The organism is Streptomyces sp. NPDC002018 (genome assembly GCF_042890865.1).
In the GTDB taxonomy this organism is placed as follows: Bacteria; Actinomycetota; Actinomycetes; order Streptomycetales; family Streptomycetaceae; genus Streptomyces.
This window is the reverse complement of record NZ_JBIASO010000029.1, coordinates 15,566-39,066: the sequence shown is the minus strand read 5'-3', so window position 1 is coordinate 39,066 and position 23,501 is coordinate 15,566. Positions and strand designations below refer to the sequence as shown.

General features: G+C 72.3%; 21 protein-coding genes. 19 read left to right on the top strand and 2 right to left on the bottom strand.

Going from position 1 to position 23,501, the window contains the following annotated elements; genetic code table 11:
* Window positions 1–10: 10 nt before the first annotated feature.
* The 4 genes from ACFYYH_RS31805 to ACFYYH_RS31790 all read left to right on the top strand — a co-directional run bounded on the left by ACFYYH_RS31805 (window position 11) and on the right by ACFYYH_RS31790 (window position 4,729).
* Window positions 11–1,018 carry a substrate-binding domain-containing protein gene (locus ACFYYH_RS31805; RefSeq protein ID WP_388558473.1) on the top strand — a complete coding sequence of 336 codons (1,008 nt, stop codon included), beginning with the start codon at window positions 11–13 and terminating at the stop codon, window positions 1,016–1,018.
* A gap of 215 nt (window positions 1,019–1,233) precedes the next feature.
* Window positions 1,234–2,706 carry an Ig-like domain repeat protein gene (locus ACFYYH_RS31800; protein WP_388558470.1) on the top strand — a complete coding sequence of 491 codons (1,473 nt, stop codon included), beginning with the start codon at window positions 1,234–1,236 and terminating at the stop codon, window positions 2,704–2,706.
* Window positions 2,707–2,926: 220 nt separating this feature from the next.
* Window positions 2,927–3,868 carry a sortase gene (locus ACFYYH_RS31795; RefSeq protein WP_388558467.1) on the top strand — a complete coding sequence of 314 codons (942 nt, stop codon included), beginning with the start codon at window positions 2,927–2,929 and terminating at the stop codon, window positions 3,866–3,868.
* A gap of 21 nt (window positions 3,869–3,889) precedes the next feature.
* Window positions 3,890–4,729: a phosphate ABC transporter ATP-binding protein gene (locus tag ACFYYH_RS31790; RefSeq protein WP_388558464.1), complete on the top strand. Its 840-nt coding sequence runs from the start codon at window positions 3,890–3,892 to the stop codon at window positions 4,727–4,729.
* A gap of 137 nt (window positions 4,730–4,866) precedes the next feature.
* Here the strand turns inward: ACFYYH_RS31790 and ACFYYH_RS31785 are convergent, their stop codons facing one another.
* On the bottom strand, window positions 4,867–6,015 hold the full coding sequence (locus ACFYYH_RS31785) for an MFS transporter (protein ID WP_388558569.1): 1,149 nt from the start codon (window positions 6,013–6,015) through the stop codon (window positions 4,867–4,869).
* 330 nt (window positions 6,016–6,345) lie between these two features.
* Here ACFYYH_RS31785 and ACFYYH_RS31780 point away from each other — a divergent pair, with 330 nt between their 5' ends.
* Window positions 6,346–6,747 carry a MerR family transcriptional regulator gene (locus tag ACFYYH_RS31780; protein WP_388558461.1) on the top strand — a complete coding sequence of 134 codons (402 nt, stop codon included), beginning with the start codon at window positions 6,346–6,348 and terminating at the stop codon, window positions 6,745–6,747.
* Here ACFYYH_RS31780 and ACFYYH_RS31775 read toward each other — a convergent pair.
* Window positions 6,731–7,087 (bottom strand): hypothetical protein, encoded by a 357-nt coding sequence (locus ACFYYH_RS31775; RefSeq protein ID WP_388558458.1) that lies wholly within the window; start codon window positions 7,085–7,087, stop codon window positions 6,731–6,733. The two genes, ACFYYH_RS31780 and ACFYYH_RS31775, sit on opposite strands and share 17 nt — an antisense overlap.
* Window positions 7,088–7,193: 106 nt before the next feature.
* On the opposite strand from ACFYYH_RS31775, the gene ACFYYH_RS31770 reads away from it, so the two are divergent.
* The 14 genes from ACFYYH_RS31770 (at window position 7,194) to glyA (ending at window position 23,456) form a co-directional block, all read left to right on the top strand.
* Window positions 7,194–7,634, top strand: coding sequence for a PleD family two-component system response regulator (locus ACFYYH_RS31770; RefSeq protein WP_388558455.1), 441 nt, complete (start codon window positions 7,194–7,196; stop codon window positions 7,632–7,634).
* Between the two features lie 112 nt (window positions 7,635–7,746).
* A complete protein-coding gene (gene nrtL, locus ACFYYH_RS31765) occupies window positions 7,747–8,898 on the top strand; it encodes an ArgS-related anticodon-binding protein NrtL (RefSeq protein ID WP_388558453.1) in 1,152 nt (383 codons plus the stop codon).
* 145 nt (window positions 8,899–9,043) lie between these two features.
* Window positions 9,044–10,438, top strand: coding sequence for a diaminopimelate decarboxylase (gene lysA, locus ACFYYH_RS31760; RefSeq protein WP_388558450.1), 1,395 nt, complete (start codon window positions 9,044–9,046; stop codon window positions 10,436–10,438).
* Between the two features lie 108 nt (window positions 10,439–10,546).
* A complete protein-coding gene (locus ACFYYH_RS31755; RefSeq protein ID WP_388558566.1) occupies window positions 10,547–11,848 on the top strand; it encodes a homoserine dehydrogenase in 1,302 nt (433 codons plus the stop codon).
* A gap of 7 nt (window positions 11,849–11,855) precedes the next feature.
* Entirely contained in the window at window positions 11,856–12,938 is a 1,083-nt protein-coding gene (gene thrC, locus ACFYYH_RS31750; RefSeq protein WP_388558447.1) for a threonine synthase, read from the top strand.
* Between the two features lie 389 nt (window positions 12,939–13,327).
* Window positions 13,328–14,245, top strand: coding sequence for a homoserine kinase (gene thrB, locus ACFYYH_RS31745; protein WP_388558444.1), 918 nt, complete (start codon window positions 13,328–13,330; stop codon window positions 14,243–14,245).
* 385 nt (window positions 14,246–14,630) lie between these two features.
* Complete coding sequence (gene rho, locus ACFYYH_RS31740) at window positions 14,631–16,667, top strand: transcription termination factor Rho (RefSeq protein WP_388558441.1); 2,037 nt, start codon at window positions 14,631–14,633, stop codon at window positions 16,665–16,667.
* A gap of 387 nt (window positions 16,668–17,054) precedes the next feature.
* Window positions 17,055–18,164, top strand: a complete 1,110-nt coding sequence (locus ACFYYH_RS31735; RefSeq protein WP_388558438.1) for an LCP family protein — start codon at window positions 17,055–17,057, stop codon at window positions 18,162–18,164.
* 185 nt (window positions 18,165–18,349) lie between these two features.
* On the top strand, window positions 18,350–18,574 hold the full coding sequence (rpmE, locus tag ACFYYH_RS31730; RefSeq protein WP_066950131.1) for a 50S ribosomal protein L31: 225 nt from the start codon (window positions 18,350–18,352) through the stop codon (window positions 18,572–18,574).
* A gap of 97 nt (window positions 18,575–18,671) precedes the next feature.
* Window positions 18,672–19,751, top strand: coding sequence for a peptide chain release factor 1 (gene prfA / locus ACFYYH_RS31725; protein WP_388558435.1), 1,080 nt, complete (start codon window positions 18,672–18,674; stop codon window positions 19,749–19,751).
* A 48-nt stretch (window positions 19,752–19,799) separates the two neighbouring features.
* Complete coding sequence (gene prmC / locus ACFYYH_RS31720; protein WP_388558433.1) at window positions 19,800–20,681, top strand: peptide chain release factor N(5)-glutamine methyltransferase; 882 nt, start codon at window positions 19,800–19,802, stop codon at window positions 20,679–20,681.
* A 106-nt stretch (window positions 20,682–20,787) separates the two neighbouring features.
* Window positions 20,788–21,435: an L-threonylcarbamoyladenylate synthase gene (locus tag ACFYYH_RS31715; RefSeq protein ID WP_388558430.1), complete on the top strand. Its 648-nt coding sequence runs from the start codon at window positions 20,788–20,790 to the stop codon at window positions 21,433–21,435.
* A complete protein-coding gene (locus tag ACFYYH_RS31710) occupies window positions 21,432–22,082 on the top strand; it encodes a protein-tyrosine-phosphatase (protein ID WP_388558427.1) in 651 nt (216 codons plus the stop codon). The genes ACFYYH_RS31715 and ACFYYH_RS31710 overlap by 4 nt, the downstream gene beginning before the upstream one ends.
* 114 nt (window positions 22,083–22,196) lie before the next feature.
* The gene (glyA, locus tag ACFYYH_RS31705; protein ID WP_388558425.1) at window positions 22,197–23,456 is read left to right on the top strand and encodes a serine hydroxymethyltransferase; all 1,260 of its coding nucleotides are present in this window, start codon (window positions 22,197–22,199) and stop codon (window positions 23,454–23,456) included.
* The last annotated feature ends 45 nt before the right edge of the window (window positions 23,457–23,501 follow it).

The window sequence follows — 23,501 nt, the reverse complement described above, 5'->3', positions numbered from 1 at the left end:
GAGAACAGAAGTGAACGTCAAGTCCCGTATTCGCATGGCCGCCGCTGTCGGCGCCGTCGCCCTCGGTCTGAGCCTGTTCGCCGCCCCCGCGTCGGCGGACACGCCCGAGTTCCGTCAGCTCGTCGGCGTGGGTTCGGACACCACGCAGGACGTGCTCAACGGCCTGGGCGAGGTCGTCACCGACCCGAACGGCACCCCGGACAACCAGCTCATCGCGTCCTACAACGCCACGGGCAGCGCGACCGTCAAGACCCGGGCCGTCAACTGTGTGATCAACCGGCCCAACGGCTCCTCGGCCGGTATCGACGCGCTGCGCAACGCGATCCTCAACAACACGGGCTGCATCGACTTCGCCCGCTCGTCGCGTGGTCCGGCCGACACGTCGACCACCAAGCTGACCTGGATCCCGTTCGGCAAGGACGCGGTGACCGTCGCGGTCCGCTCGGACAGCGCGCTCAACACCGCCCCCGGCCTCGACCTCACCACCGCCCAGCTCCGTGACATCTACACCTGCGTCAAGACCACGCACAACGGCGTCGCCCTGACGCCGCTGCTGCCCCAGTCGGGCTCCGGCACCCGGACCTTCTTCCTGGAGAAGATCGGTGTCACCGAGGCCCAGCTCGGCACCTGCGTCAACGGCACGGTCCAGGAGCACGACGGCACCGCGCTGGACAGCGCCGGCGACATCGCCCCGTACTCCATCGCCCAGTACATCGCCCAGACCACCGGCGTGGTGACCGACCGTCACGGCGTCACGGTCCTCGGCAAGGTGAACACCGTCGCGCCCCGCAACGCCAACGGCACGCTCAACACGGCCTTCCCCTACAGCCGTGACGTCTACAACGTCGTCCCGACCGCCAAGCTGACCGGTGGCGCCACCCCGGACGCCGACCTGATCGGCGCCTTCGTCGGCGGCACCTCGAAGGTCTGCGCCCAGTCGGCCGTCATCACCGCGTACGGCTTCGGCTCCCTCGGCACCGCCGGCTGCGGCACCACCACCCTCAAGGGCGAGCGCTGATCACCGAGGGCGGCCGCTGACCGGCTCCTCCTCCACGGCTCTTTCCCACCGCGCCAAGGCCAGGCACCCCCGCGGGTGCCTGGCCCCACGGCGTATCCGCGTCCCGAGTCCCGTCCGTATCCGTATCCGTAAATCCGTAAATCCGTATCCATCCGGCACCGGCACCGGCGCCGCGTACCGCACCTCGTGCCCGACACCTCCTAGGAGAAACGACCATGACACGCCTCGCGCGAGCGAGAACACTCCCGGCGCTGCTGATGTGCTGCGCCCTGCTCCTGGGCGCGGTCGCCGCCGTGCTCGGCGCCGCGGCCGGCGCGAGCGCGGCGGGCCGTCTCGGCGATCTGACCCTCGGCCAGACGTCGGGCACCATCCTGGACAACCCCCTGAGCCCGCGCGTCTCCACCGACGCGGCCTGCCCGGCGGGCCAGGGCGACCTGGTGCGGCTCAGCGCCGTCCACCCGACGGACGGCACGCTGGCCAAGATCGGCGAGGCGACGACCGGGGGCTACGACACCGCGCCCGTCGACACCGAGATGCCGGCCAGTATCTTCCTCTTCACCTTCTCCCGGGCCCTCACCACCTGGTTCGGCGAAGGACCCTACGACGGTACGTACGAACTGCGGCTGGACTGCGTCAACTTCCTCGACACGACCCTGCCGCCGGCCTTCTTCACCACCAATATCGAGGTGACGGGCGACACCTGGGCCCTGGCCCAGGCCGAGACCACGAGCATCGCCCTGACCGCCTCCCCGGAGAACCACCCCGCGCAGGGCACCGAGGTGACCTTCACGGCGACGGTGACCCCCGCGGCGGCGGCCGGCGAGATCACCCTGACCTCGGAGCGCGTCGGAGCCGAGCCGGTCGGACTCGGCACCCGGACGGTCGAGAACGGCAGCGCGGTGATCAGGACGTCCGCGCTGACCACGGGCGTACAGAACATCAGGGCCCAGTTCACCCCGGCCGACCCCGACGCCTACGCCGCCTCCTCGGTGGCCCTCAACGGCTACACGGTGGACGCGGCAGGCCCCGGTCCGAGCGGCTCCCCGACGCCCAGCGGCTCCGGGACCCCCGAGGAGCCCGCCGACCTCCATGTGGTGGACGCGGACGGCGACCCGCTGGAGACGAACCCGCACCTGGAGGCCGGGCAGAAGGTGACGATCACCGCGCGCGGCTACGCCGCGGACGCGTCGGTGAAGGTCACCCTCGGCGACAGCGCCGATGTCTTCCAGAACGCCACGGCGGACGCGGAGGGCACCGTCTCGGGATACGCGTTCACCGTCCCCGAGGACATCGCCGACGGCGACCACGTACTGACGCTCGCGGAGGAGACGGCGGACGGCCACCGGGTGGAGTTCGCCTTCACCACGGGCGAGGTGGCGGATCCCACCCCCGAGCCGAGCGACTCCACGGGCGAGGACGGCGGTACCTCCGAGGGGGCCTCGGGCGGCTCGGGCGGCTCCGGTGGTGACTCCGGCGGCACGGCCGGCGGCGGCACGGACGGCGGCTCGAGCGGCGGGGACGACGGAGGCACCGGCGGAGGCGGTTCGCTCGCGTCGACCGGTACCGGGGTCGCGGCGATCGGGCTGGGCTCGCTGGCCCTGCTCCTCGTGGGCGCGGCCCTGGTGATCGCCGTGCGCCGCAAGGGGCTGCTGACGTTCGCCGCGCCGTCCGGCACCCCGGCCGACTGACACGGAACGGGAGGGCGGGCGGAACGGGAGGGCGAGGGCGAGGGCTTCCGGGGGCGGGCGGTACGGCCGTACGACCCGCCCCCGGGCCCGCACCCGTACCGCACCCCGCGCCCGTACCGCGCCCACCTCTTGAACCCCCCCTCCCTTGAACCCTCCATCCACTGAACCCCATGCCTTGCCCCCTGAACCCCTCCACCCGAGAGCGAGGAGCGCAGCCACCGTGGCCGTTCTGATATCGCCGCCCGCCGCCCCCGCCCCGCAGGCCGGGCCCCGAGGGCCCGTCGAGCGCGGGGGAGGCGCCCCGGCGCCCGCCCGCCCCGGACTGGCGCTGACCGGGGCCGCGCTGTGCGTGCTGGCCGCCGTGCTGCTCGGCTTCGCCGCCAATCTCACCGTCGTCGGGCATCTCAAGCACGCGCGCGACCAGCAGATCGCGTACGACGAGCTGCGCAAGCAACTCGCCGAGGGCACCGCCCCGGTGGGCGGGCGCGACATCGAGGGCAGGCCCCTCGCGCTCGGCGCGCCCGTCGCGCTGCTGGACATCCCGGCCCTCGGCGTCCATGAGGTCGTCGGCGAGGGGACCACCTCGGGTGTGCTGATGTCCGGTCCCGGGCACCGGCGTGACACCCCGCTGCCGGGACAGGCGGGCACCGCCGTGATCATGGGCAGGCAGTGGGGGTACGGCAGCCCCTTCGCCCAGCTCGACCGGCTCCCGGTGAACGCCATGGTCACCGTGATGACCGGTCAGGGCAAGGCGGAGTACCGGGTCACCGGCGTCCGGCGGGCCGGTGACGCGCTGCCCACGCAGGGCGCCGGCCCCGACCGGGGCAGGCTGACCCTGATCACCGCCACCGGGCCCGCGTACACCCCCTCGGGAGTGCTGCGTGTGGACGCCGAACTGACCAGCGCCGTACAGCCCGGTCCGCCGCGCGACCGGCGCTCCGGCTGGATCGGTACGGCGGAGGAGGCGCTCAAGGGCGACAGCGGGGCCTGGCTCGCGGTCTTCCTCTGGACCCAGGGGCTTCTTCTCGCCGCGCTGCTCGCCGCCTGGGCCCAGCGCGTATGGGGCCGCTGGCAGACCTGGATCTGCGCCGTGCCCGTACTGGCCGCCCTGGGCCTGGCCTGCGCCGGCGCCGTCACCCGCCTTCTGCCCAACCTTCTCTGAACCACCGGGAGTTGATCCACCATGACCGCCACCGCCTCGCATCACCCCGCCGACACCGTGCCGCTGCCCGCGGTGGGCCGTGACACCGCCGCCTCGCTGGAGGCCGACAGCGTCTCCGCGTGGTTCGGCGAGCACAAGGTGCTCGACCGCGTCTCGCTGACCATGCCCGCGCGCGAGGTCACGGCGCTGATCGGCCCCTCGGGCTGCGGCAAGTCGACCTTCCTGCGCATTCTCAACCGTATGCACGAGCTGATCCCGTCCGCCGGCCTCGGCGGGCGCGTACTGCTCGACGGCGGGGACATCTACGACCGCGGGCGCCGCATCACCCATGCCCGGCGCCAGATCGGCATGGTCTTCCAGAAGCCCAACCCGTTCCCCGCCATGTCCCTGTACGACAACGTCCTGGCCGGTCTGAAGCTCAACGGCATCAAGGCCCAACGGGACGGCAGGGACGATCTCGTGGAGGAGTGCCTCACCAAGGCCGGGCTCTGGCGCGAGGTCAAGGACCGCCTCCGCCAGCCGGGCGGCGCCCTCTCCGGCGGTCAGCAGCAGCGCCTCTGCATCGCGCGCTCCCTGGCCGTGCGCCCCCGGGTCCTGCTGATGGACGAACCCTGCTCCGCCCTCGACCCCACCTCCACCCGCCGTATCGAGGAGACGATTGCCGAACTCAGGTCGGAGGTGACGATCGTCATCGTCACCCACAACATGCAGCAGGCGGCCCGTGTCTCCGACACCTGTGCCTTCTTCCTCGCGGAACAGGGCACTCCCGGAGTCATCGTCGAACACGGCGACACGGACGCGATGTTCAACAGCCCCCAGGACTCCCGGACGGCCGACTACGTCAACGGCCGCTTCGGATAGAGCCCGCGCGCTGGACGCCGACGGGACGACGGGCCCTCAGCCATGCGCCGCACAGGCATCTGCCGACAGGTTCGCGCACCGGTGCCGGCCGGGCGGCGGACGGCCTGCCGAAGTCCGGCGGCCCGGCCCGGCGGGCGTCACCGGGCCGGGAAGGCGTGGCGGCGGGCCGCCGCCACCGTGGCCAGGGCCACGGCGATCAGCGGCAGCGCGGTCCACGGCAGCGCGCCCGCCCCGGTGGACGCGCGCTCCAGGACGACACCGCCCGCCAGGGACCCCGCCGCGATACCCGCGTTGTAGACCGTCGTCTGCATCGAGGTCGCCACATCCGCCCTGCCGGGCCCCGAGATACGCACCAGCGCCGTCTGGAGCAGCGTGGGCGCTCCTCCGAAGGCGACGCCCCACGCCGCGACCGCCGTCAGCAGGACCACCGGGTTCCGCCCGGACAGGCCCAGCGCGAGCATCGCCGCGGCGATCAGGGCCAGCGCGCCCAGCAGCGCGGACCGCGCGTGACGGTCGATCAGTACGCCGACGAGCCAGATCCCGGCGACCGTCGCGAGGCCGAAGACGGACAGGACCAGACCCGTACGGCCGAAGCCGGAGCGCCCGGTGAACGGTGCCAGATACGTGTACACGGCCTGGTGCCCCAGCAGCAGGAGCAGCGTGATGGTCAGCACCGTCCGGATGCCCGGCATGGCGGCGATACGCCACAACGGAAGCCGTTCGCCCGCCGGTTCGCCGGGAAAGTCGGGGACCCGCCACGCCACCCAGGCCACCAGCACCGCCGCCAGCAGGGCCACCGTCGCGAAGGCCGCCCGCCAGCCGAGGAGTCCGGCCAGGGCCGTGCCCGCCGGGATGCCGAAGGAGAGCGCGACGGTGATCCCGGCCAGCACGACCGCGATGGCGCGGCCCCGGCGCTCCGCCGGGACCATCCGGGCCGCGTACCCCGCGAGCATCGCCCACAGCGTGCCGCCCATGACACCCGCCACCAGCCTGGCCCCGAAGGTCAGCGCGTAGCTGGACGAGAAGGCCGTGACGGCGTTGCACACCGCGAAGCCGGCCAGTGTGCCGATGAGCACCGGACGTCGGCGCAGCCCGCGCAGCGCGGCGGTGAGCGGGACGGCGGCGAGGAAGGAGGCGGCGGCGTAACCGGTCACCAGGAACCCCACCCGGCTCTCGGACACCCCGAGCCCCCGGCTCATCCCCGGCAGCAGCCCGGCGGGCAGCAGTTCGGTCAGCACGGCGGTGAACGCGGCCGTGAACAGGGCGAGCAGCCCCCACAGCGGCAGCCGCGCCGCGGCGGGCGCGGACGCGCCGGCCCCGTGTGTCCCGGGCCTGTGTGTCCCGCGCCTGTGTGTCGCGGGCCCGTGTGTCACGGACCCGCGTGCCCCGGGCCCGTGTGTCCCGGCCCCGTGTGCCCCGGACCCGTGTGTCCCGGCCCCGGATGTGCCGGACATCACGGGCCTGGACCGCTCCCCGGCGCCGGAGCCGTCTCTCGATACGGTCGACATGCGAGCATGGTGAAACCTTCACACCAGTGTGAAGGCAAGCCCGGTCGTCTCCGATGCCCACCGGGCCCGCCCCCGCCTCCCCCGAGGCCCCGCACCGCACGGAGCGCCATGAAGATCGGTGAACTCTCCCGCCGCACCGGCGTCCCCACCCGGATGCTGCGCTACTACGAGGAACAGGATCTGCTCCACCCCGCGCGGGCCGACAACGGCTACCGCTCCTACGACCCGGCGGCCGTCCACCGGGTCCAGCAGATCCGCGGTCTCCTCGACTCCGGCCTCACCACCGAGATCATCCGCCGGATCCTGCCCTTTCTGAACGAGCCGGACGAGATCCACCTCCACCCGGAGTGCCTCACCCCCGAGACGGCGGCCCTGCTGCGCGGCGAGGCGGATCGGATCCAGCAGCGCATCGACTGCCTGGCCCGCAACCGCGACGCCATCCACGGCTATCTCGCCGCCGTCCAGCCGGCCCCCGCGGACCCGCCCCCGCCGCCTACACCGCGTCGTTAGGACGGGACATCCTCAGGGCCAGTTCCCGCAGAAGCGCCTCCGACGTGATGTCCGTACGGCCGCTGTCATGGACCTCGGCCAGCTCGGAGTAGACGAAGCTGAACGCCCCGATGAGCTGCATGATCGCGGGCAGCGCGGCCTCGGTGACCGCGTGTGCCGCCTCCATGGGGGTGGCCTCGGAGGAGACCGTGAACGAGGGGAAGACCTCGGCGAGCAGGGACCCGATCTGCCCCGCGCCCGACTCGGCGCCCGCGGCCGAATCCCGGTCGGCGGTACGGATCCACTCCGCGGACTGCGTGAGAATGCCGATGGCCCTGAGAACGACTTCGCTCTGTTCCATAAGCGCAGCCTAGGCTGCCCGCCCGGTCGCCCGCCCGGGTCGCCCGCCCGGAGCGGAAGTCGGCAAAAGCCGGACGCGGCCCCGGAGTCCGACCTACCCTCGACATGTGTCGGGCGCGTCCGGCCGGGTGCTTGTCGTGGACGACAACAGGGTCATCCGGCAACTGATCAGGGTCAATCTCGAACTGGAGGGTTTCGAGGTCGTGACCGCGGCCGATGGTGCCGAGTGCCTGGACGTGGTGCACGAGGTGATGCCCGATGTCATCACCCTGGACGTGGTGATGCCCCGTCTCGACGGGCCGCGCACCGCCGCACGGCTGCGCGCGGACCCCCGGACGAGCCGGCTGCCGATAGCGATCATCAGCGCCTGTACGCAGTACGAGGTGGAGTCCGGCCTCGCCGCCGGAGTGGACGCCTTTCTCGCCAAGCCCTTCGAACCGGCCGAGCTGGTGCGGCTCGTACGGCGGCTGACCCGCCGGGAGGGCCCGCCCTCCCTCGACCTCGACGGCAGGCACGGCGCGGGCCGTGCGGGAAGCGCCCGGGGCTGACGTCCTCCGACCGCGACCGCCCCCCGGCCGCCGGCGACCACGGCCGCGGCCGGGAGACCGCATCGCGAAACCGGTTCGCGAAGTGGCCCCCCTCCTCCCCTAGGCTGGTCCCGTGACCCCCGCAGAACTCTCCCGGACCGTACGGCGCGCCGTGTGCCGCGCGGTCGAGGACGACGCCCTGCCGGGGCCCGTACCGGAACGCGTCGGCGTCGAGCGGTCCCGCCCCGGGGGCCGGGGGGACTACGCCAGCAACATCGCGCTGCGGCTCGCGGGCCCGGCGGGCCGCCCGCCCCGCGAGATCGCCGAGATCCTGCGCCGCCGGGTCGACACGACCACCGGCATCGCCCGGGTCGAGATCACCGGACCCGGCTTCCTGAACTTCACACTCGGCGCCGACAGCCGGGCCGGACTGGTCCGTACGATCCTGCGCGACCCCGCCGGGTACGGACACGGCGACGCGCTCGCCGGTACGGTCGCGGCCTTCGCGCCCCCGCCCGACGGCGACGCCCGCGCGCGGGTCTGGACCGGGGCCGTCGTACGGCTGCTCCGGAGCCAGGGGGCCGAGGCGGCGGTCGTACCGGACGGCGCGGAGAGGCTGACAGTCGTACCCGCCGACGCCGACGCCGACGCCGACGCCGGTCCCGGTCCCGGCCCCCGTCCTGCCCGTCCCGAGGACGGGCCCGGGGATCTCTTCACCCGGCTCGGGCACGACGCCGCCCACTGGGCGCTGCTGCGGCCCGCCGCCCATGACCGTCCGTACACCGGTACGGAACTGCTCGTCCAGCGCGAGAGCAACCCCCTCTTCACGGTGCGGTACGCGTACGCCCGTACCCGCGCCCTCGTCCGCGAGGCCGCCCGGCTCGGCATCACGGCCGAGTACGCCGAACCCCCCGCGCCCACGGAACCCGCCGCGCCCGCCGGACCCCCCGCGCCCGTCGGCCAGGACACGCCCCCTGCGGCCGCGCGCCCCGCCGACGCCTCCGCGCGGGCCGCCGCCACCTCCGTCCTGCTCACCGCCCTCGGCGATCACCCCGCCGTCCTCGAAGCCGCCGCCCGGCTGCGCGCGCCCGACCGGCTCGCCCGCCATCTCGAACACACCGCGGAAGCGTTCCTGCGCTTCCAGGAGATCTGCCGTCCGCTGCCGCTCGGCGACGAGAAACCCTCGGCCGCCCACCGCTCCAGGACCGCGCTCGCCGAAGCCACCGGGGCCGTGCTGGCCGGCGGCCTGTCCCTGCTCGGCATCGATGCGCCCGAACACCTCTGACGCGCGCCGGCACACTCCCCGCGCCTCGGCACACCTCCCCGCGCATCCGCGCGACAGCACACGCCCCCCGCCGGACACCCCGCCGGACATCGCACATCGCACACCGCACACCGAACACTTCTGAGAGAGCCAAGAGAGCCACGAGATGAGCCGTTCCGCACACCCCGCAGGCCCCCGCCACGCGGATGTACTTCCCGAAGGGCACTACACCGCCCCGGCCGCCGATCTGAACGTCCTCGACGAGAAGGTCTGGTCGCGCACGGTCCGCAGGAACGAGGCGGGCGTCGCGACCGTCGCCGGCATCGAGGTGACCCGGCTGGCCGAGGAGTTCGGCACGCCGGCGTACATCCTCGACGAGGCCGACTTCCGCGCCCGCTGCCGTGCCTGGTCCGACGCCTTCGGCGCCGACGCGGACGTGTTCTACGCGGGCAAGGCGTTCCTCTCCCGTGCCGTGGTCCGCTGGCTGCACGAGGAGGGGCTCCATCTCGACGTGTGCTCCGGCGGGGAACTCACCACCGCGCTCGCCGCCGGGATGCCCGCCGAGCGCATCGCCTTCCACGGCAACAACAAGTCCCTCCAGGAGATCGAGCGCGCCGTCTCGGCCGGTGTCGGCCGTATCGTCCTCGACTCCTTCCAGGAGATCGTCCAGGTCGCGCATGTCGCCCAGCGACTCGGCACGCGCCAGCGGGTGCAGATCCGGGTCACCGTCGGCGTCGAGGCCCATACGCACGAGTTCATCGCCACCGCCCACGAGGACCAGAAGTTCGGTATCGCGCTGGCCGGCGGGCAGGCCGCCGAGGCCGTCAGAAGGGCGCTCACCCTCGACGGGCTCGAACTGATCGGCATCCACTCGCACATCGGCTCGCAGATCTTCGACATGGCGGGCTTCGAGGTCTCCGCCCGCCGCGTGGTGCAGCTTCTCGCGCAGGTGCGGGACGAGCACGGGGTGGAGCTGCCCGAGATCGACCTCGGCGGCGGCCTCGGGATCGCGTACACCTCCGAGGACGACCCCCGCGAACCCCACGACATCGCCAAGGCGCTCACCGACATCGTCACCCGTGAGTGTGAGTCCGCCGGGCTGCGCACCCCGCGTATCTCCGTCGAGCCCGGCCGGGCGATCGTGGGTCCCACGGCCTTCACGCTCTACGAGGTCGGCACCATCAAGCCGCTCGAAGGCCTGCGCACCTATGTCAGTGTGGACGGCGGCATGTCCGACAACATCCGTACGGCCCTGTACGACGCCGAGTACAGCGTGGCGCTCGTCTCCCGCCGCTCCGACGCCGAGGCGATGCTGACGCGCGTCGTCGGCAAGCACTGCGAGAGCGGCGACATCGTCGTACGGGACGCGTTCCTGCCCGCCGACCTGGCCCCCGGGGACCTGATCGCCGTGCCCGCCACCGGCGCGTACTGCCGCTCGATGGCGAGCAACTACAACCACGCGCTCCGGCCGCCCGTCGTCGCCGTCAGGGAGGGCGAGGCCCGGGTGATCGTCCGGCGTGAGACGGAGGAAGATCTTCTGCGTCTCGACGTCGGAGAGTGAAATACATGTCTCGCAATCTGGACGGGGGACAGAAACCCCCGTCCGGTGAGTGAGACTGGTTCGGATTACCGCTTTCAAAGGCTGTGATGGATGAAAGGCGTAGGTCGGATGATGCGTACGCGTCCGCTGAAGGTGGCGCTGCTGGGCTGTGGCGTGGTCGGCTCAGAGGTGGCGCGCATCATGGCGACGCACGCCGACGACCTCACCGCCAGGATCGGCGCCCCGGTGGAGCTGGCCGGGGTGGCCGTCCGGCGCCCCTCCAAGGTCCGTGAGGGCATCGATCCCGCCCTGATCACCACCGACGCCACCGCCCTGGTCAAGCGCGGCGACATCGATGTGGTCGTGGAGGTCATCGGCGGTATCGAGCCCGCCCGTACGCTGATCACCACCGCGTTCGAGCACGGGGCCTCCGTCGTCTCCGCCAACAAGGCGCTGCTTGCCGAGGACGGCACGACCCTCTACGAGGCCGCCGAGCGGCACGGCAGGGATCTGTACTTCGAGGCCGCCGTCGCGGGTGCCATACCGCTGATCCGGCCGCTGCGCGAGTCCCTCGCCGGTGACAAGGTCAACCGGGTCCTCGGCATCGTCAACGGCACGACCAACTTCATCCTCGACCGGATGGACTCCGCGGGCGCCGGCTACTCCGAGGCGCTGGACGAGGCCACCGCCCTCGGGTACGCCGAGGCCGACCCCACCGCGGACGTCGAGGGCTTCGACGCCGCCGCCAAGGCCGCCATCCTCGCCGGGATCGCCTTCCACACCCGCGTCCGCCTCGACGACGTGCACCGCGAGGGCATCACGGAGGTCACCTCCGCCGATCTCGCCTCCGCGAAACAGATGGGCTGTACGGTCAAACTCCTCGCCATCTGCGAGCGCGCCGCCGACGGCAGGTCCGTCACCGCCCGCGTCCACCCGGCGATGATCCCGCTCACCCATCCGCTCGCCTCCGTGCGCGAGGCGTACAACGCGGTCTTCGTCGAGGCCGACGCCGCCGGGCAGCTCATGTTCTACGGACCCGGCGCGGGCGGCTCACCGACCGCCTCCGCCGTACTGGGCGATCTGGTCGCCGTCTGCCGCAACCGGCTGAGCGGCGCCACCGGCCCCGGTGAGTCCGCGTACACCCGGCTGCCCGTGAGCGGTATGGGCGAGGTCGTGACGCGTTACCACATCAGTCTCGACGTGGCCGACAAACCGGGCGTTCTCGCCCAGGTCGCGACGGTCTTCGCCGAGCACGGCGTATCCATCGACACGGTGCGCCAGAAGGGACGGCAGGAGGGCGCGGGCGAGGCCTCCCTCGTCGTCGTCACCCATCGCGCGCCCGACGCCGCCCTCTCCGGGACCGTCGAGGCGCTGCGCAAGCTCGACACCGTGCGCGGTGTCGCCAGCATCATGCGTGTGGAAGGGGAGTAAGGGACCCATGACCAGCATCGGCACCCAGCGGGGCACCCACCAGTGGCGCGGCATCATCGAGGAGTACCGGGACCGCCTCCCGGTGACGGACACGACGCCGGTCGTCACGCTCCGCGAGGGCGGCACGCCGCTCGTCCCGGCGCAGGTGCTGTCCGAGCGGACGGGGTGTGACGTTCATCTCAAGGTCGAGGGCGCCAACCCCACCGGATCCTTCAAGGACCGTGGCATGACCATGGCCATCACCCGGGCCAAGGAGGAGGGCGCCCAGGCGGTCATCTGCGCCTCCACCGGCAACACCTCGGCCTCGGCCGCCGCCTACGCGGTACGGGCCGGCATGGTCTGCGCCGTCCTCGTGCCCCGGGGCAAGATCGCCCTCGGCAAGATGGGCCAGGCGCTGGTCCACGGCGCGAAGATCCTCCAGGTGGACGGCAACTTCGACGACTGTCTGACACTGGCGCGGTCGCTCTCCGACAACTACCCGGTGGCCCTGGTCAATTCGGTCAATCCGGTCAGGATCGAAGGCCAGAAGACCGCCGCGTTCGAGATCGTGGACGCGCTCGGTGACGCCCCGGACATCCATGTGCTGCCGGTCGGCAACGCCGGCAACATCACGGCGTACTGGAAGGGCTACACCGAGTACGCCGCCAACGGACCGGCGGCCCGTACGCCGCGTATGTGGGGCTTCCAGGCCTCCGGCTCCGCGCCCATCGTGCGCGGCGAGGTCGTCAAGGACCCGCACACCGTCGCCACCGCGATCCGGATCGGCAACCCCGCGTCCTGGCAGTACGCGCTGGCCGCCCGCGACGAGTCCGGCGGCTTCATCGACGCGGTGACGGACCGGCAGATCCTCTCCGCCTACCGGCTGTTGGCCGCCCAGGAGGGCGTCTTCGTCGAGCCCGCCTCGGCCGCTTCCGTGGCCGGTCTGCTCAAGGCGGCCGAAGAGGGCAAGGTCGACCGGGGCCAGCGCATCGTCTGCACGGTCACGGGCAACGGCCTCAAGGACCCGGACTGGGCGGTCGCCGGAGCGCCCCAGCCGGTCACCGTGCCGGTCGACGCCACCGTCGCCGCGCGGCGCCTCGGTCTGAGCTGACGCAGGGACCCCGCCAGGACCCCGCCGGAACCCGCCAGGAACCCTCCGGAGCGCCACCGGAGCCGGGCCGGACGGACAGCCCGACGGACACCGGGACCGCGCCGCGGCGCGTCCCGGACACCGCGCAAGGGCGGCAAGGCCGACAAAGGCGCACAGGAGGCACGCGACACGCATCGTGCGCCTCCTGTGCGCCCTATGTCGCCATACAACCTTCCTTCGATAGGCTGTACCCCACCCGCCCCGCCGCATATGCCGCGGTGTTGTCGCCCCCGTGGCCCCCGGGCATTCCGCGTGTCCTCGAACATCTCGCCCGTCGCACCACACCACAGCCCCAGTCAGCCCAGTCCCCAGCACGCAGTCACGTCGTCACAAGGAGAGTCGTCAGAGCGATGGCCGGTCCCGCGTTCCGCGCCGCCGCCGTACGGGTGCGCACCCCCGCCACCAGCGCCAATCTCGGTCCGGGCTTCGACTGCCTGGGTCTGTCGCTGGGGCTCTACGACGACGTGGTCGTCCGCGTCGCCGACTCCGGCCTGCATGTCGACATCGCCGGTGAGGGCGCGGACACGCTGCCCCGGGACGAGAGTCATCTGCTCGTACGCGCCCTGCGCACGGCCTTCGACCTGCTCGGCGGACAGCCGCGCGGCCTGGAGGTCGTCTGCGCCAACCGCATTCCGCACGGCCGCGGTCTCGGCTCCTCCTCGGCCGCGATCTGCGCCGGGATCGTCGCCGCCCGCGCCGTGACCATAGGCGGGGACGCCCGGTTCGACGACGCGGCGCTGCTGGAACTGGCCACCGAGATCGAGGGACACCCCGACAATGTCGCGGCCTGTCTCCACGGCGGATTCACACTGGCCTGGATGGACGGGGGAGCGGCGCGCGCCATCAGGATGGATCCCGCCGATTCCATCGTTCCGGTGGTTTTCGTGCCCGGCAGCCCGGTGCTCACGGAGACGGCGCGCGGCCTGCTGCCGCGCACGGTTCCCCATGTGGACGCCGCGGTCAACGCCGGCCGCGCGGCCCTGCTCGTCGAGGCGCTGACCAGGCGCCCCGAGCTGCTGCTCCCGGCCACCGAGGACCGGCTCCACCAGGACTACCGGACCCCGGCGATGCCGCAGAGCGTCGCCCTGGTCAACCGACTGCGCGCGGACGGCGTCCCCGCGGTCATCTCCGGCGCGGGCCCCACGGTGCTCGCGCTGGTCGAGGACGGTGCGGCCGACAAGGTCGCACGGCTCGCGGGAGAGGGGTGGGCGGCCAACCGGCTCTCCCTCGACGCCGCGGGTGCGAGTGTTCTGCCGCTCGGCGCCTAGAGCGCGAGATTGCCGGTGAGGGAGAGGGGGAATGTTTGTTGGAGCCGGTAGTGTTAACCTCAAGTCTGCAACCGACGTCTTTGAGGCGCGGTGCTTCGTGTCCCGTTTCGGGGCCAACCTTCTTCCGGGAGCCTCCCCAACTGCCTGAGCAGCCTGCCTGAGCAGTTTTGAGCACGCACCGGAACCGGCACGACACCCCCCGTTTTTCCTAGCGGAGGGCCGAGCAGGGGGACCTCGGGCCGGACCCATCGCACGTACGCATGTTTCTCCGCCGTACCCGGCGGGACCACCGCCCCGGCACGGTCCACAGGATGGGACCGCCGTCGGACAGCACAACCGGTCGCCGAGCCAGAAGGCCGACGTCCGCTCCAGGGAAGGACCCTTCGTGAGCGACACCACCGATCTGATGGGCGTGACTGCCGACAACAGTGTCGACGCCACCGCGCCCGCCACAGGTGCTGCCACTGGCACCACCGCACGGCGCCGCCGCTCCGGCACCGGCCTCGAGGGCATGGTCCTGGCCGAGCTGCAGCAGGTCGCGTCCGGCCTCGGTATCAGGGGCACCGCGCGCATGCGCAAGAGCCAGTTGATCGAGGTCATCAAGGAGGCGCAGGCCGGTTCGCCGTCCGCGTCCAAGGCCACCGACACGGGCAGCGCAGACGCCGAGACCAAGCCGAAGCGGCGCGCCACCTCCAAGGCCCGTACGGGTGAGGCCGCGGCCGGCGGGGAGAGCGCGGGCGAGGCCGGCAAGGCCGTGGCCCCGCAGCAGATCGACATCCCCGGCCAGCCCGCCAGCGACGACCAGCCCGCGGGCGAGCGCCGTCGCCGCCGGGCCACCGCGCAGGCCGGCAGCCCCGAGACCACGGAGGCCCCGGCCGACGTCAAGGTCGAGGCGCAGACCGACAGCAGGGCCGAGGCCGCTGTCGCCGTCTCCGGAGCGGGAGCCGCCCAGGGCGACGCCGACGGCCGGCGCGGAGAGCGCCAGGACCGCGGCCAGCGCGGCGAGCGCGGCGACCGTGACCGCGGGGACCGCCGCGACCGCCAGCGCGACCGCCGGGGCAAGACCGACGAGCAGCAGGGCGGCCAGGGTGGCGGCCAGCCGCAGGGCGGCGGACAGCGCCAGCAGCGCGACAACCGCGGCAGCCAGAACACCGGCCCGCAGGACGACTTCGACGACGAGGCGGGCGGCCGGCGCGGCCGGCGCGGCCGGTACCGGGACCGCCGGGGACGCCGCGGCCGTGACGAGTTCGGCCCCGGCGAGCCGCAGGTCGCCGACGACGATGTGCTGATCCCCGTCGCGGGCATCCTCGACATCCTCGACAACTACGCGTTCATCAGGACCTCCGGCTATCTGCCGGGCCCCAACGACGTGTATGTCTCGCTCGCCCAGGTCCGCAAGAACGGTCTGCGCAAGGGTGACCATGTCACCGGCGCCGTGCGCCAGCCCAAGGAGGGCGAGCGCCGTGAGAAGTTCAACGCGCTGGTCCGCCTCGACTCCGTCAACGGCATGGCGCCCGAAACCGGCCGCGGCCGCCCGGAGTTCCAGAAGCTGACCCCGCTCTACCCGCAGGACCGGCTCCGGCTGGAGACCGACCCGGGTGTGCTGACCACGCGGATCATCGACCTGGTCGCCCCCATCGGCAAGGGCCAGCGCGGTCTGATCGTGGCCCCGCCGAAGACCGGCAAGACGATGATCCTCCAGGCCATCGCCAACGCGATCACGGTCAACAGCCCCGAGTGCCACCTGATGGTCGTCCTGGTCGACGAGCGTCCCGAAGAGGTCACCGACATGCAGCGGTCGGTCAAGGGCGAGGTCATCTCCTCGACCTTCGACCGTCCGGCCGAGGACCACACCACCGTCGCCGAGCTGGCCATCGAGCGCGCCAAGCGCCTGGTCGAGCTGGGTCACGACGTGGTCGTCCTGCTGGACTCCATCACCCGTCTGGGCCGTGCGTACAACCTCGCGGCGCCCGCCTCCGGACGCATCCTGTCCGGTGGTGTCGACTCGACCGCGCTCTACCCGCCGAAGCGCTTCTTCGGTGCCGCGCGCAACATCGAGGACGGCGGCTCGCTGACCATCCTGGCCACCGCGCTGGTCGAGACCGGCTCGCGCATGGACGAGGTGATCTTCGAGGAGTTCAAGGGCACCGGCAACATGGAGCTCAAGCTCGACCGGAAGCTCTCCGACAAGCGCATCTTCCCGGCGGTGGACGTGGACGCGTCCAGCACCCGCAAGGAGGAGATCCTGCTCGGCGGCGAGGAACTGGCCGTGGTCTGGAAGCTGCGCCGGGTGCTGCACGCGCTCGACCAGCAGCAGGCGATCGAGCTGCTCCTGGACAAGATGAAGCAGACGAAGTCGAACGCGGAGTTCCTGCTCCAGATCCAGAAGACGACGCCCGGTCCGGGCAACGGCAACGACTGACCCTGCCCGTCCTTCACGGAGAACCGCCCCGGCGCCTGTGCGCCGGGGCGGTTCTCCGTTTCCGTCCCGTCCGCCCGTCCGCCCGTCCTCCGTCCTGTCCGCCCCGCGCGCCCGCTGCCGCGCACGCCGCGCGGGGGACGGGCGGGGGACGGGCGGGGCCTGAGGGGCCCGTACGCGCGGCATCGGGCCCCGCGCCGCCCCGGAGCCCCCGCCCCCGGGCAGGGCCGCCGCCGGGCGCCCCACAGGCCCCTTCCGCCCCCTGGTCGGCCGCCCCCGGGGTGCCGGGCCCCCTGCGTGGTGTTTCACTGGCTGGATATGTAAGGACATGGTGCGCTTCATCACCCAGGGCTGGAGGCGGCGGGACCGGACCACGGACAGAGGGAGACCATGACCGACGGGAGCAGCAGCCGAATACCCGGCCGTCGCGGGCGCCGCGCGGAGCGCGGTGGACGCGGCAGGCGCCGCGGGGCCGCCACCGTCGTCGCGTGGTCGGCCGCCGTCCTGCTCCTGCTCGGCGGGTCGGGACTGGGATATGTCTATGTCACGCTCGACGGCAACCTCAGAGGCATCGACATCGACCGGATCCTCGGCCGGGACCGTCCCGCCGATGTCGACAACGGCTCCGAGGACATCCTGGTCCTCGGCTCGGACTCCCGCGCCGGCGCCAACGCGGTGTACGGCAGGGACGGGGGCGGCGCCCGCTCCGACACCGCCATGATCATCCATGTCTATCCGGGCCACCGGAAGGCCAGTGTGGTCTCCGTACCCCGCGACACGCTGATCGACCGCCCCGACTGCGCCGGCCCCGACGGCGGCACCGTCCCGGGACAGCGGCTGGCCATGTTCAACACCGCCTACGAGGTCGGTGGCGCCGCCTGCGCGGTCAAGACCGTCGAGACGATGTCCGGCATCCGGATGGATCACTACATCGAGATCGACTTCACCGGCTTCAAGAACCTCGTCGACGAACTGGGCGGGGTCAGGATCACCACCACCCGGCCCATCGACGACGCCAAGAGCCATCTGACCCTGCCACCCGGCACCCACACCCTCGACGGGGAACAGGCCCTCGGTCTCGTACGGACGCGCAAGAGCCTGGGCGACGGCAGCGACCTGGGCCGCATCCAGCTCCAGCAGGCCTTCGTCAGGGCGCTGATCGAGCAGGTCAGGAGCGTCGGCCTGTTCAGCAGCCCGAAGAAGCTCTACGACCTCGCCGACACCGCCACCCGGGCGATCACCCCGGACTCCCGGCTCGACTCGGTGCAGGCGCTGATCGGATTCGCGGGCGGACTCAAGGACCTCGACACCAGGAATGTCCGGATGATCACACTCCCGGTGGCCTACGACCCCGCCGACCCGAACCGGGTCCTGCCCATCCCCTCCGGCGTCCGGCAGGTCTGGACCGCGCTCAGGGAGGACAGACCCATCCCCGCCTCCGCGACCGAGGACTCCGCGGGCGAGACCGGCGAGGGCGCGGGCACGGTCGAGGGCGGCTGAGCGCGGGACGGCCCCGCCCGGAAGCCGCGGTCCGGAAGCCGCGGTCCGGAAGCCGGAATACCTCCGGGCGCCCCCCCGGTTTTGGGAGATACGGCCGGTCCTGGCAGACTGGTACGTCGGCCCCGGTTCACGTACGAGCAATCCGCGTGTACGACCCGGAGCCCTCCCTGAACTAGGAGAAACCCTTGAAGCGCGACATCCACCCCGCGTACGTCGAGACCCAGGTGAGCTGCACCTGCGGCGCGTCGTTCACCACCCGGAGCACCATCGAGTCCGGCACCATCCGTGCGGACCTCTGCTCCGAGTGCCACCCGTTCTACACGGGCAAGCAGAAGATCCTCGACACCGGTGGCCGCGTGGCCCGCTTCGAGGCCCGCTTCGGCAAGGCCGCCGCCTCCGCCAAGAAGTAGCGAGCCATCTGCGCCGGTTCTCGGTGCCCCGTCCCGGGGTGCCGAGACCGGCGCTTTGGCGTCCCGAAGCACTTTCGTACGAACCCAGGAGCACCCGATGTTCGAGGCGGTCGAGGAACTGATCGGCGAGCACGCCGATCTGGAGAAGAAGCTCGCCGACCCGTCGGTCCACGCGGACCAGGCGAACGCACGCAAGCTCAACAAGCGCTATGCCGAGCTGACCCCGATCGTCGGCACGTACCGCTCCTGGAAGCAGACCGGCGAGGACATCGTCACCGCCCGCGAGTTCGCGGCCGACGATCCCGACTTCGCGGCCGAGGTGAAGGACCTGGAGAAGCAGCGCGAGGAGCTGACCGAACGGCTCAGGCTGCTGCTCGTACCGCGCGACCCCAGCGACGACAAGGACGTCATCCTGGAGGTCAAGGCCGGCGCGGGCGGCGACGAGTCCGCGCTCTTCGCCGGTGACCTGCTGCGGATGTATCTGCGGTACGCGGAGCGCGTCGGCTGGAAGACCGAGATCATCGACGCCACCGAGTCCGAACTGGGCGGCTACAAGGACGTCCAGGTCGCGGTGAAGACCAAGGGCGGCAACGGCGCCACCGAGCCCGGACAGGGCGTCTGGGCCCGGCTGAAGTACGAGGGCGGTGTGCACCGTGTGCAGCGTGTGCCCGCGACCGAGTCCCAGGGCCGTATCCACACCTCCGCCGCCGGTGTGCTGGTGACACCCGAGGCCGAGGAGATCGACGTCGAGGTCAACCCCAACGATCTGCGCATCGACGTCTACCGCTCCTCCGGGCCCGGCGGCCAGTCCGTCAACACGACGGACTCCGCCGTCCGCATCACCCATCTGCCGACCGGTGTGGTCGCCTCCTGCCAGAACGAGAAGAGCCAGCTCCAGAACAAGGAGCAGGCCTTGCGTATCCTGCGCTCGCGGCTGCTCGCCGCCGCGCAGGAGGAGGCGGAGAAGGAGGCCGCCGACGCGCGGCGCAGCCAGGTCCGTACCGTCGACAGGTCCGAGAAGATCCGTACGTACAACTTCCCGGAAAACCGGATCTCGGACCACCGTGTCGGTTTCAAGGCGTACAACTTGGACCAAGTGCTCGACGGAGAGCTGGACGCCGTCATCCAGGCCTGTGTGGACGCCGACTCGGCCGCGAAGCTCGCGGCCGCGCAGTAAGCAAGCACCCGCGTAAACGACCGTACGACTCCAGCCCGGAGGACCAGCGTGCAGCTACCCCCCGGGGGGCGACCCCCGCACCCCCGCTCCGTGCTGCTCGCCGAGGTGGCGCAGGCCACCCAGCGGCTGGCGGACGCGGGCGTACCCTCACCCCGCTTCGACGCGGAGGAACTGGCCGCGTACGTCCACGGCGTCAAGCGCGGGGAACTGCACCGCGTCCAGGACGCGGACTTCGACGCCCGTTACTGGGAGGCGGTGGCCCGCCGCGAGGCCAGGGAGCCGCTCCAGCACATCACCGGGCGCGCCTTCTTCCGCTATCTGGAACTCCAGGTCGGGCCCGGGGTGTTCGTGCCGCGCCCGGAGACCGAGTCGGTCGTCGGCTGGGCCATAGACGCCGTACGGGCGATGGACGTGGTCGAGCCGCTCATCGTCGATCTGTGCTCGGGCTCCGGCGCGATCGCGCTCGCCATGGCGCAGGAGGTGCCGCGGTCACGGGTGCACGCCGTGGAGCTGTCCGAGGACGCCCTCGCGTGGACGCGGAAGAACGCCGAGGGGTCCAGGGTCACCGTGCACCAGGGAGACGCCCTGAGGGCCCTCCCCGAGCTGGACGGCCAGGTCGACCTGGTCATCTCCAACCCGCCGTACATCCCGCTCACCGAGTGGGAGTACGTCGCGCCCGAGGCCAGGGACCACGATCCGGAGATGGCCCTCTTCTCCGGTGAGGACGGTCTCGACACCATCCGCGGTATCGAGCGCACCGCGCACCGGCTGCTGCGGCCGGGCGGGCTGGTCGTCGTCGAACACGCGGACACCCAGGGCGGACAGGTCCCGTGGATCTTCAGCGAGGAGTCCGGCTGGGCGGACGCCGCGGACCACCCGGACCTGAACAAGCGCCCTCGTTTCGCCACGGCGCGCAAGGCACTGCCGTGACGGGGAGGTTCGAGAGGGACGAACGGATCGAGCACGGTCGGCCGTCGGCGGGGGCACCGAGCGCCCCGGCGGCGAGCCGAGCCCCACACAACAGGGAGTCAGGCTGATGGCACGGCGATACGACTGCAACGACGCGACCGACCGTTCGACGGGTCTGCGCGAGGCCGCGTCGGCCGTACGCCGTGGTGAGCTGGTCGTGCTGCCCACCGACACCGTGTACGGGATCGGCGCGGACGCCTTCGGCTCGGAGGCGGTCGCCGATCTGCTCGACGCCAAGGGCCGGGGCCGCAATATGCCCACGCCCGTGCTGATCGGCTCCCCGAACACCCTGCACGGCCTGGTCACCGACTTCTCCGAGCAGGCGTGGGAACTGGTCGACGCGTTCTGGCCCGGTGCGCTCACCCTGGTCGCCAGGCACCAGCCGTCCCTCCAGTGGGACTTGGGCGACACCCGGGGCACCGTGGCGATCCGGATGCCGCTGCACCCCGTCGCCATCGAACTGCTCACCGAGGTCGGCCCGATGGCGGTCTCCAGCGCCAACCTCACGGGACACCCGGCGCCCGAGGACTGCGACGCCGCGCAGGAGATGCTCGGGGACTCCGTCTCCGTCTACCTCGACGGCGGTCCGACGCCCGGCATCGTGCCCTCCTCCATCGTCGATGTGACGGGCGCGGTCCCGGTGCTGCTGCGGGCCGGCGCCCTCGACGCGGAGGAGCTGCGCAAGGTGGTACCCGACCTCGAGGTGGCCAATTGACCGCCCCTGAGGGGCGTGGCATAGCGGAGACCGCACACACCGGCAACACCTTCCGCATCCTCCACGTCAGTACCGGCAATGTCTGCCGCTCGCCGATCACCGAGCGGCTGAACAGGCATGCCCTGACCGTCCGCCTCGGCGAGCGGCTCACCGGCGGTCTGATCGTGGAGAGCGCCGGCACCTGGGGGCACGAGGGCGCCCCCATGGAGGCCAACGCCGAGGCCGTCCTGGCCGACTTCGGCGCGGACGCGTCCGGCTTCGTCGGCCGTGAGCTGCTCGACGAGCATGTGATCCGCGCGGACCTGGTCCTCACCGCGACCCGCGACCACCGTGCCCAGGTGATCTCCATGGGCCACTCCGCGGGGCTGCGCACCTTCACGCTCAAGGAGTTCACCCGGCTGGTACGGGCCATAGACCCGGCGACGCTGCCCGACCCGGTCGACGAGGGCGTGGTCGAGCGCGCCCGCGCCCTGGTGCGCGCGGCGGCGGCCCTGCGCGGCTGGCTGCTGGCCCCCACGGCCGAGGCGGACGAGGTGTACGACCCGTACGGGGCACCGATCACATTCTTCCGCTCGATCGGCGAGGAGATCCACCAGGCGCTGGATCCGGTGGTCACGGCGCTGACGGGCGTCCCGTCGGACGTCTGAGGACCCGGCGCGGGCCGCCTCCCGACGGGGGACCGCGGGGCGCCGCGCCGCCCGCCGGGAGGCGGATCGGCCTACATTGGAGAGCGCACGTACCCCCGAGGTCCGGAGCCCGCCATGCCGGTCGTCAGCGCATCACCCCACACGGCCCTGTCGGACGCGCTGCTGCGGCAGGATCCCGAGATGGCCGAGGTGATCCTCGGGGAGACCCGCCGCCAGGCCGACAGCCTCCAGCTCATCGCCGCCGAGAACTTCACCTCGCCCGCCGTGCTCGCCGCCCTCGGCTCCCCCCTCGCCAACAAGTACGCCGAGGGCTACCCCGGCCACCGCCACCACGGCGGATGCGAGCTGGTCGACGCCGCCGAGCGGATCGCGATCGCGCGGGCGAAGGCACTCTTCGGCGCCGAGCACGCCAATGTGCAGTCGCACTCCGGCTCCTCCGCCGTCCTCGCCGCGTACGCCGCGCTGCTGCGGCCCGGGGACACCGTGCTGGCCATGGGGCTGCCGTACGGGGGGCACCTCACCCATGGCGCGCCCGTGAACTTCTCCGGCCGCTGGTTCGACTTCGTCGGGTACGGGGTCGACGCCGGGACGGGCGTCATCGACTATCCCCAGGTGCGCGCCCTGGCCCGCGCACACCGCCCGAAGGCCGTCGTGTGCGGGTCGATCTCGTATCCGCGCCATATCGACTACGCCCTGTTCCGGCAGATCGCCGATGACGTCGGAGCGTATCTGATCGCCGACGCCGCGCATCCGATCGGGCTGGTCGCCGGGGGAGCGGCCCCCAGTCCGGTGGGGTTCGCCGATGTCGTGTGCGCGACCACCCACAAGGTGCTGCGCGGCCCGCGCGGCGGGATGATCCTCTGCGGCGAGGAGCTGGCGGAGCGCGTCGACCGCGCGGTGTTCCCGTTCACCCAGGGAGGCGCGCAGATGCACACGATCGCGGCGAAGGCCGTCGCGTTCGGCGAGGCGGCCACCCCGGCGTTCTCGGCGTACGCGCACCAGGTCGTCGCCAACGCCCGCGCGCTCGCCAAGGCCCTGGCCGCGGAGGGTCTCCACATCACCACGGACGGTACGGACACCCATCTCATCACCGCCGATCCGGGGCCGCTCGGGGTGGACGGCAGGACGGCCCGCGGCCGGCTGGCCGCCGCGGGTGTGGTTCTCGACACATGCGCGCTGCCGTGCGCGCGAGGCCGGGGCATCCGGCTGGGCACCGCCGCCGTGACCACCCAGGGCATGGCGGAGGCCGAAATGGCGCGGATCGCGCAGCTCTTCGCCTCGGCGCTGCGCGGGGGTGCGGAGACGGCGCGCGGGGTCCGTGCCGAAGTGCGGGAACTGGTCGGCCGGTTCCCTCCGTATGGGAAGCTCTCCTGACGGGAACACGGTGCGGCGCAGAGCCGTGCAACCAATCCCGCTCAG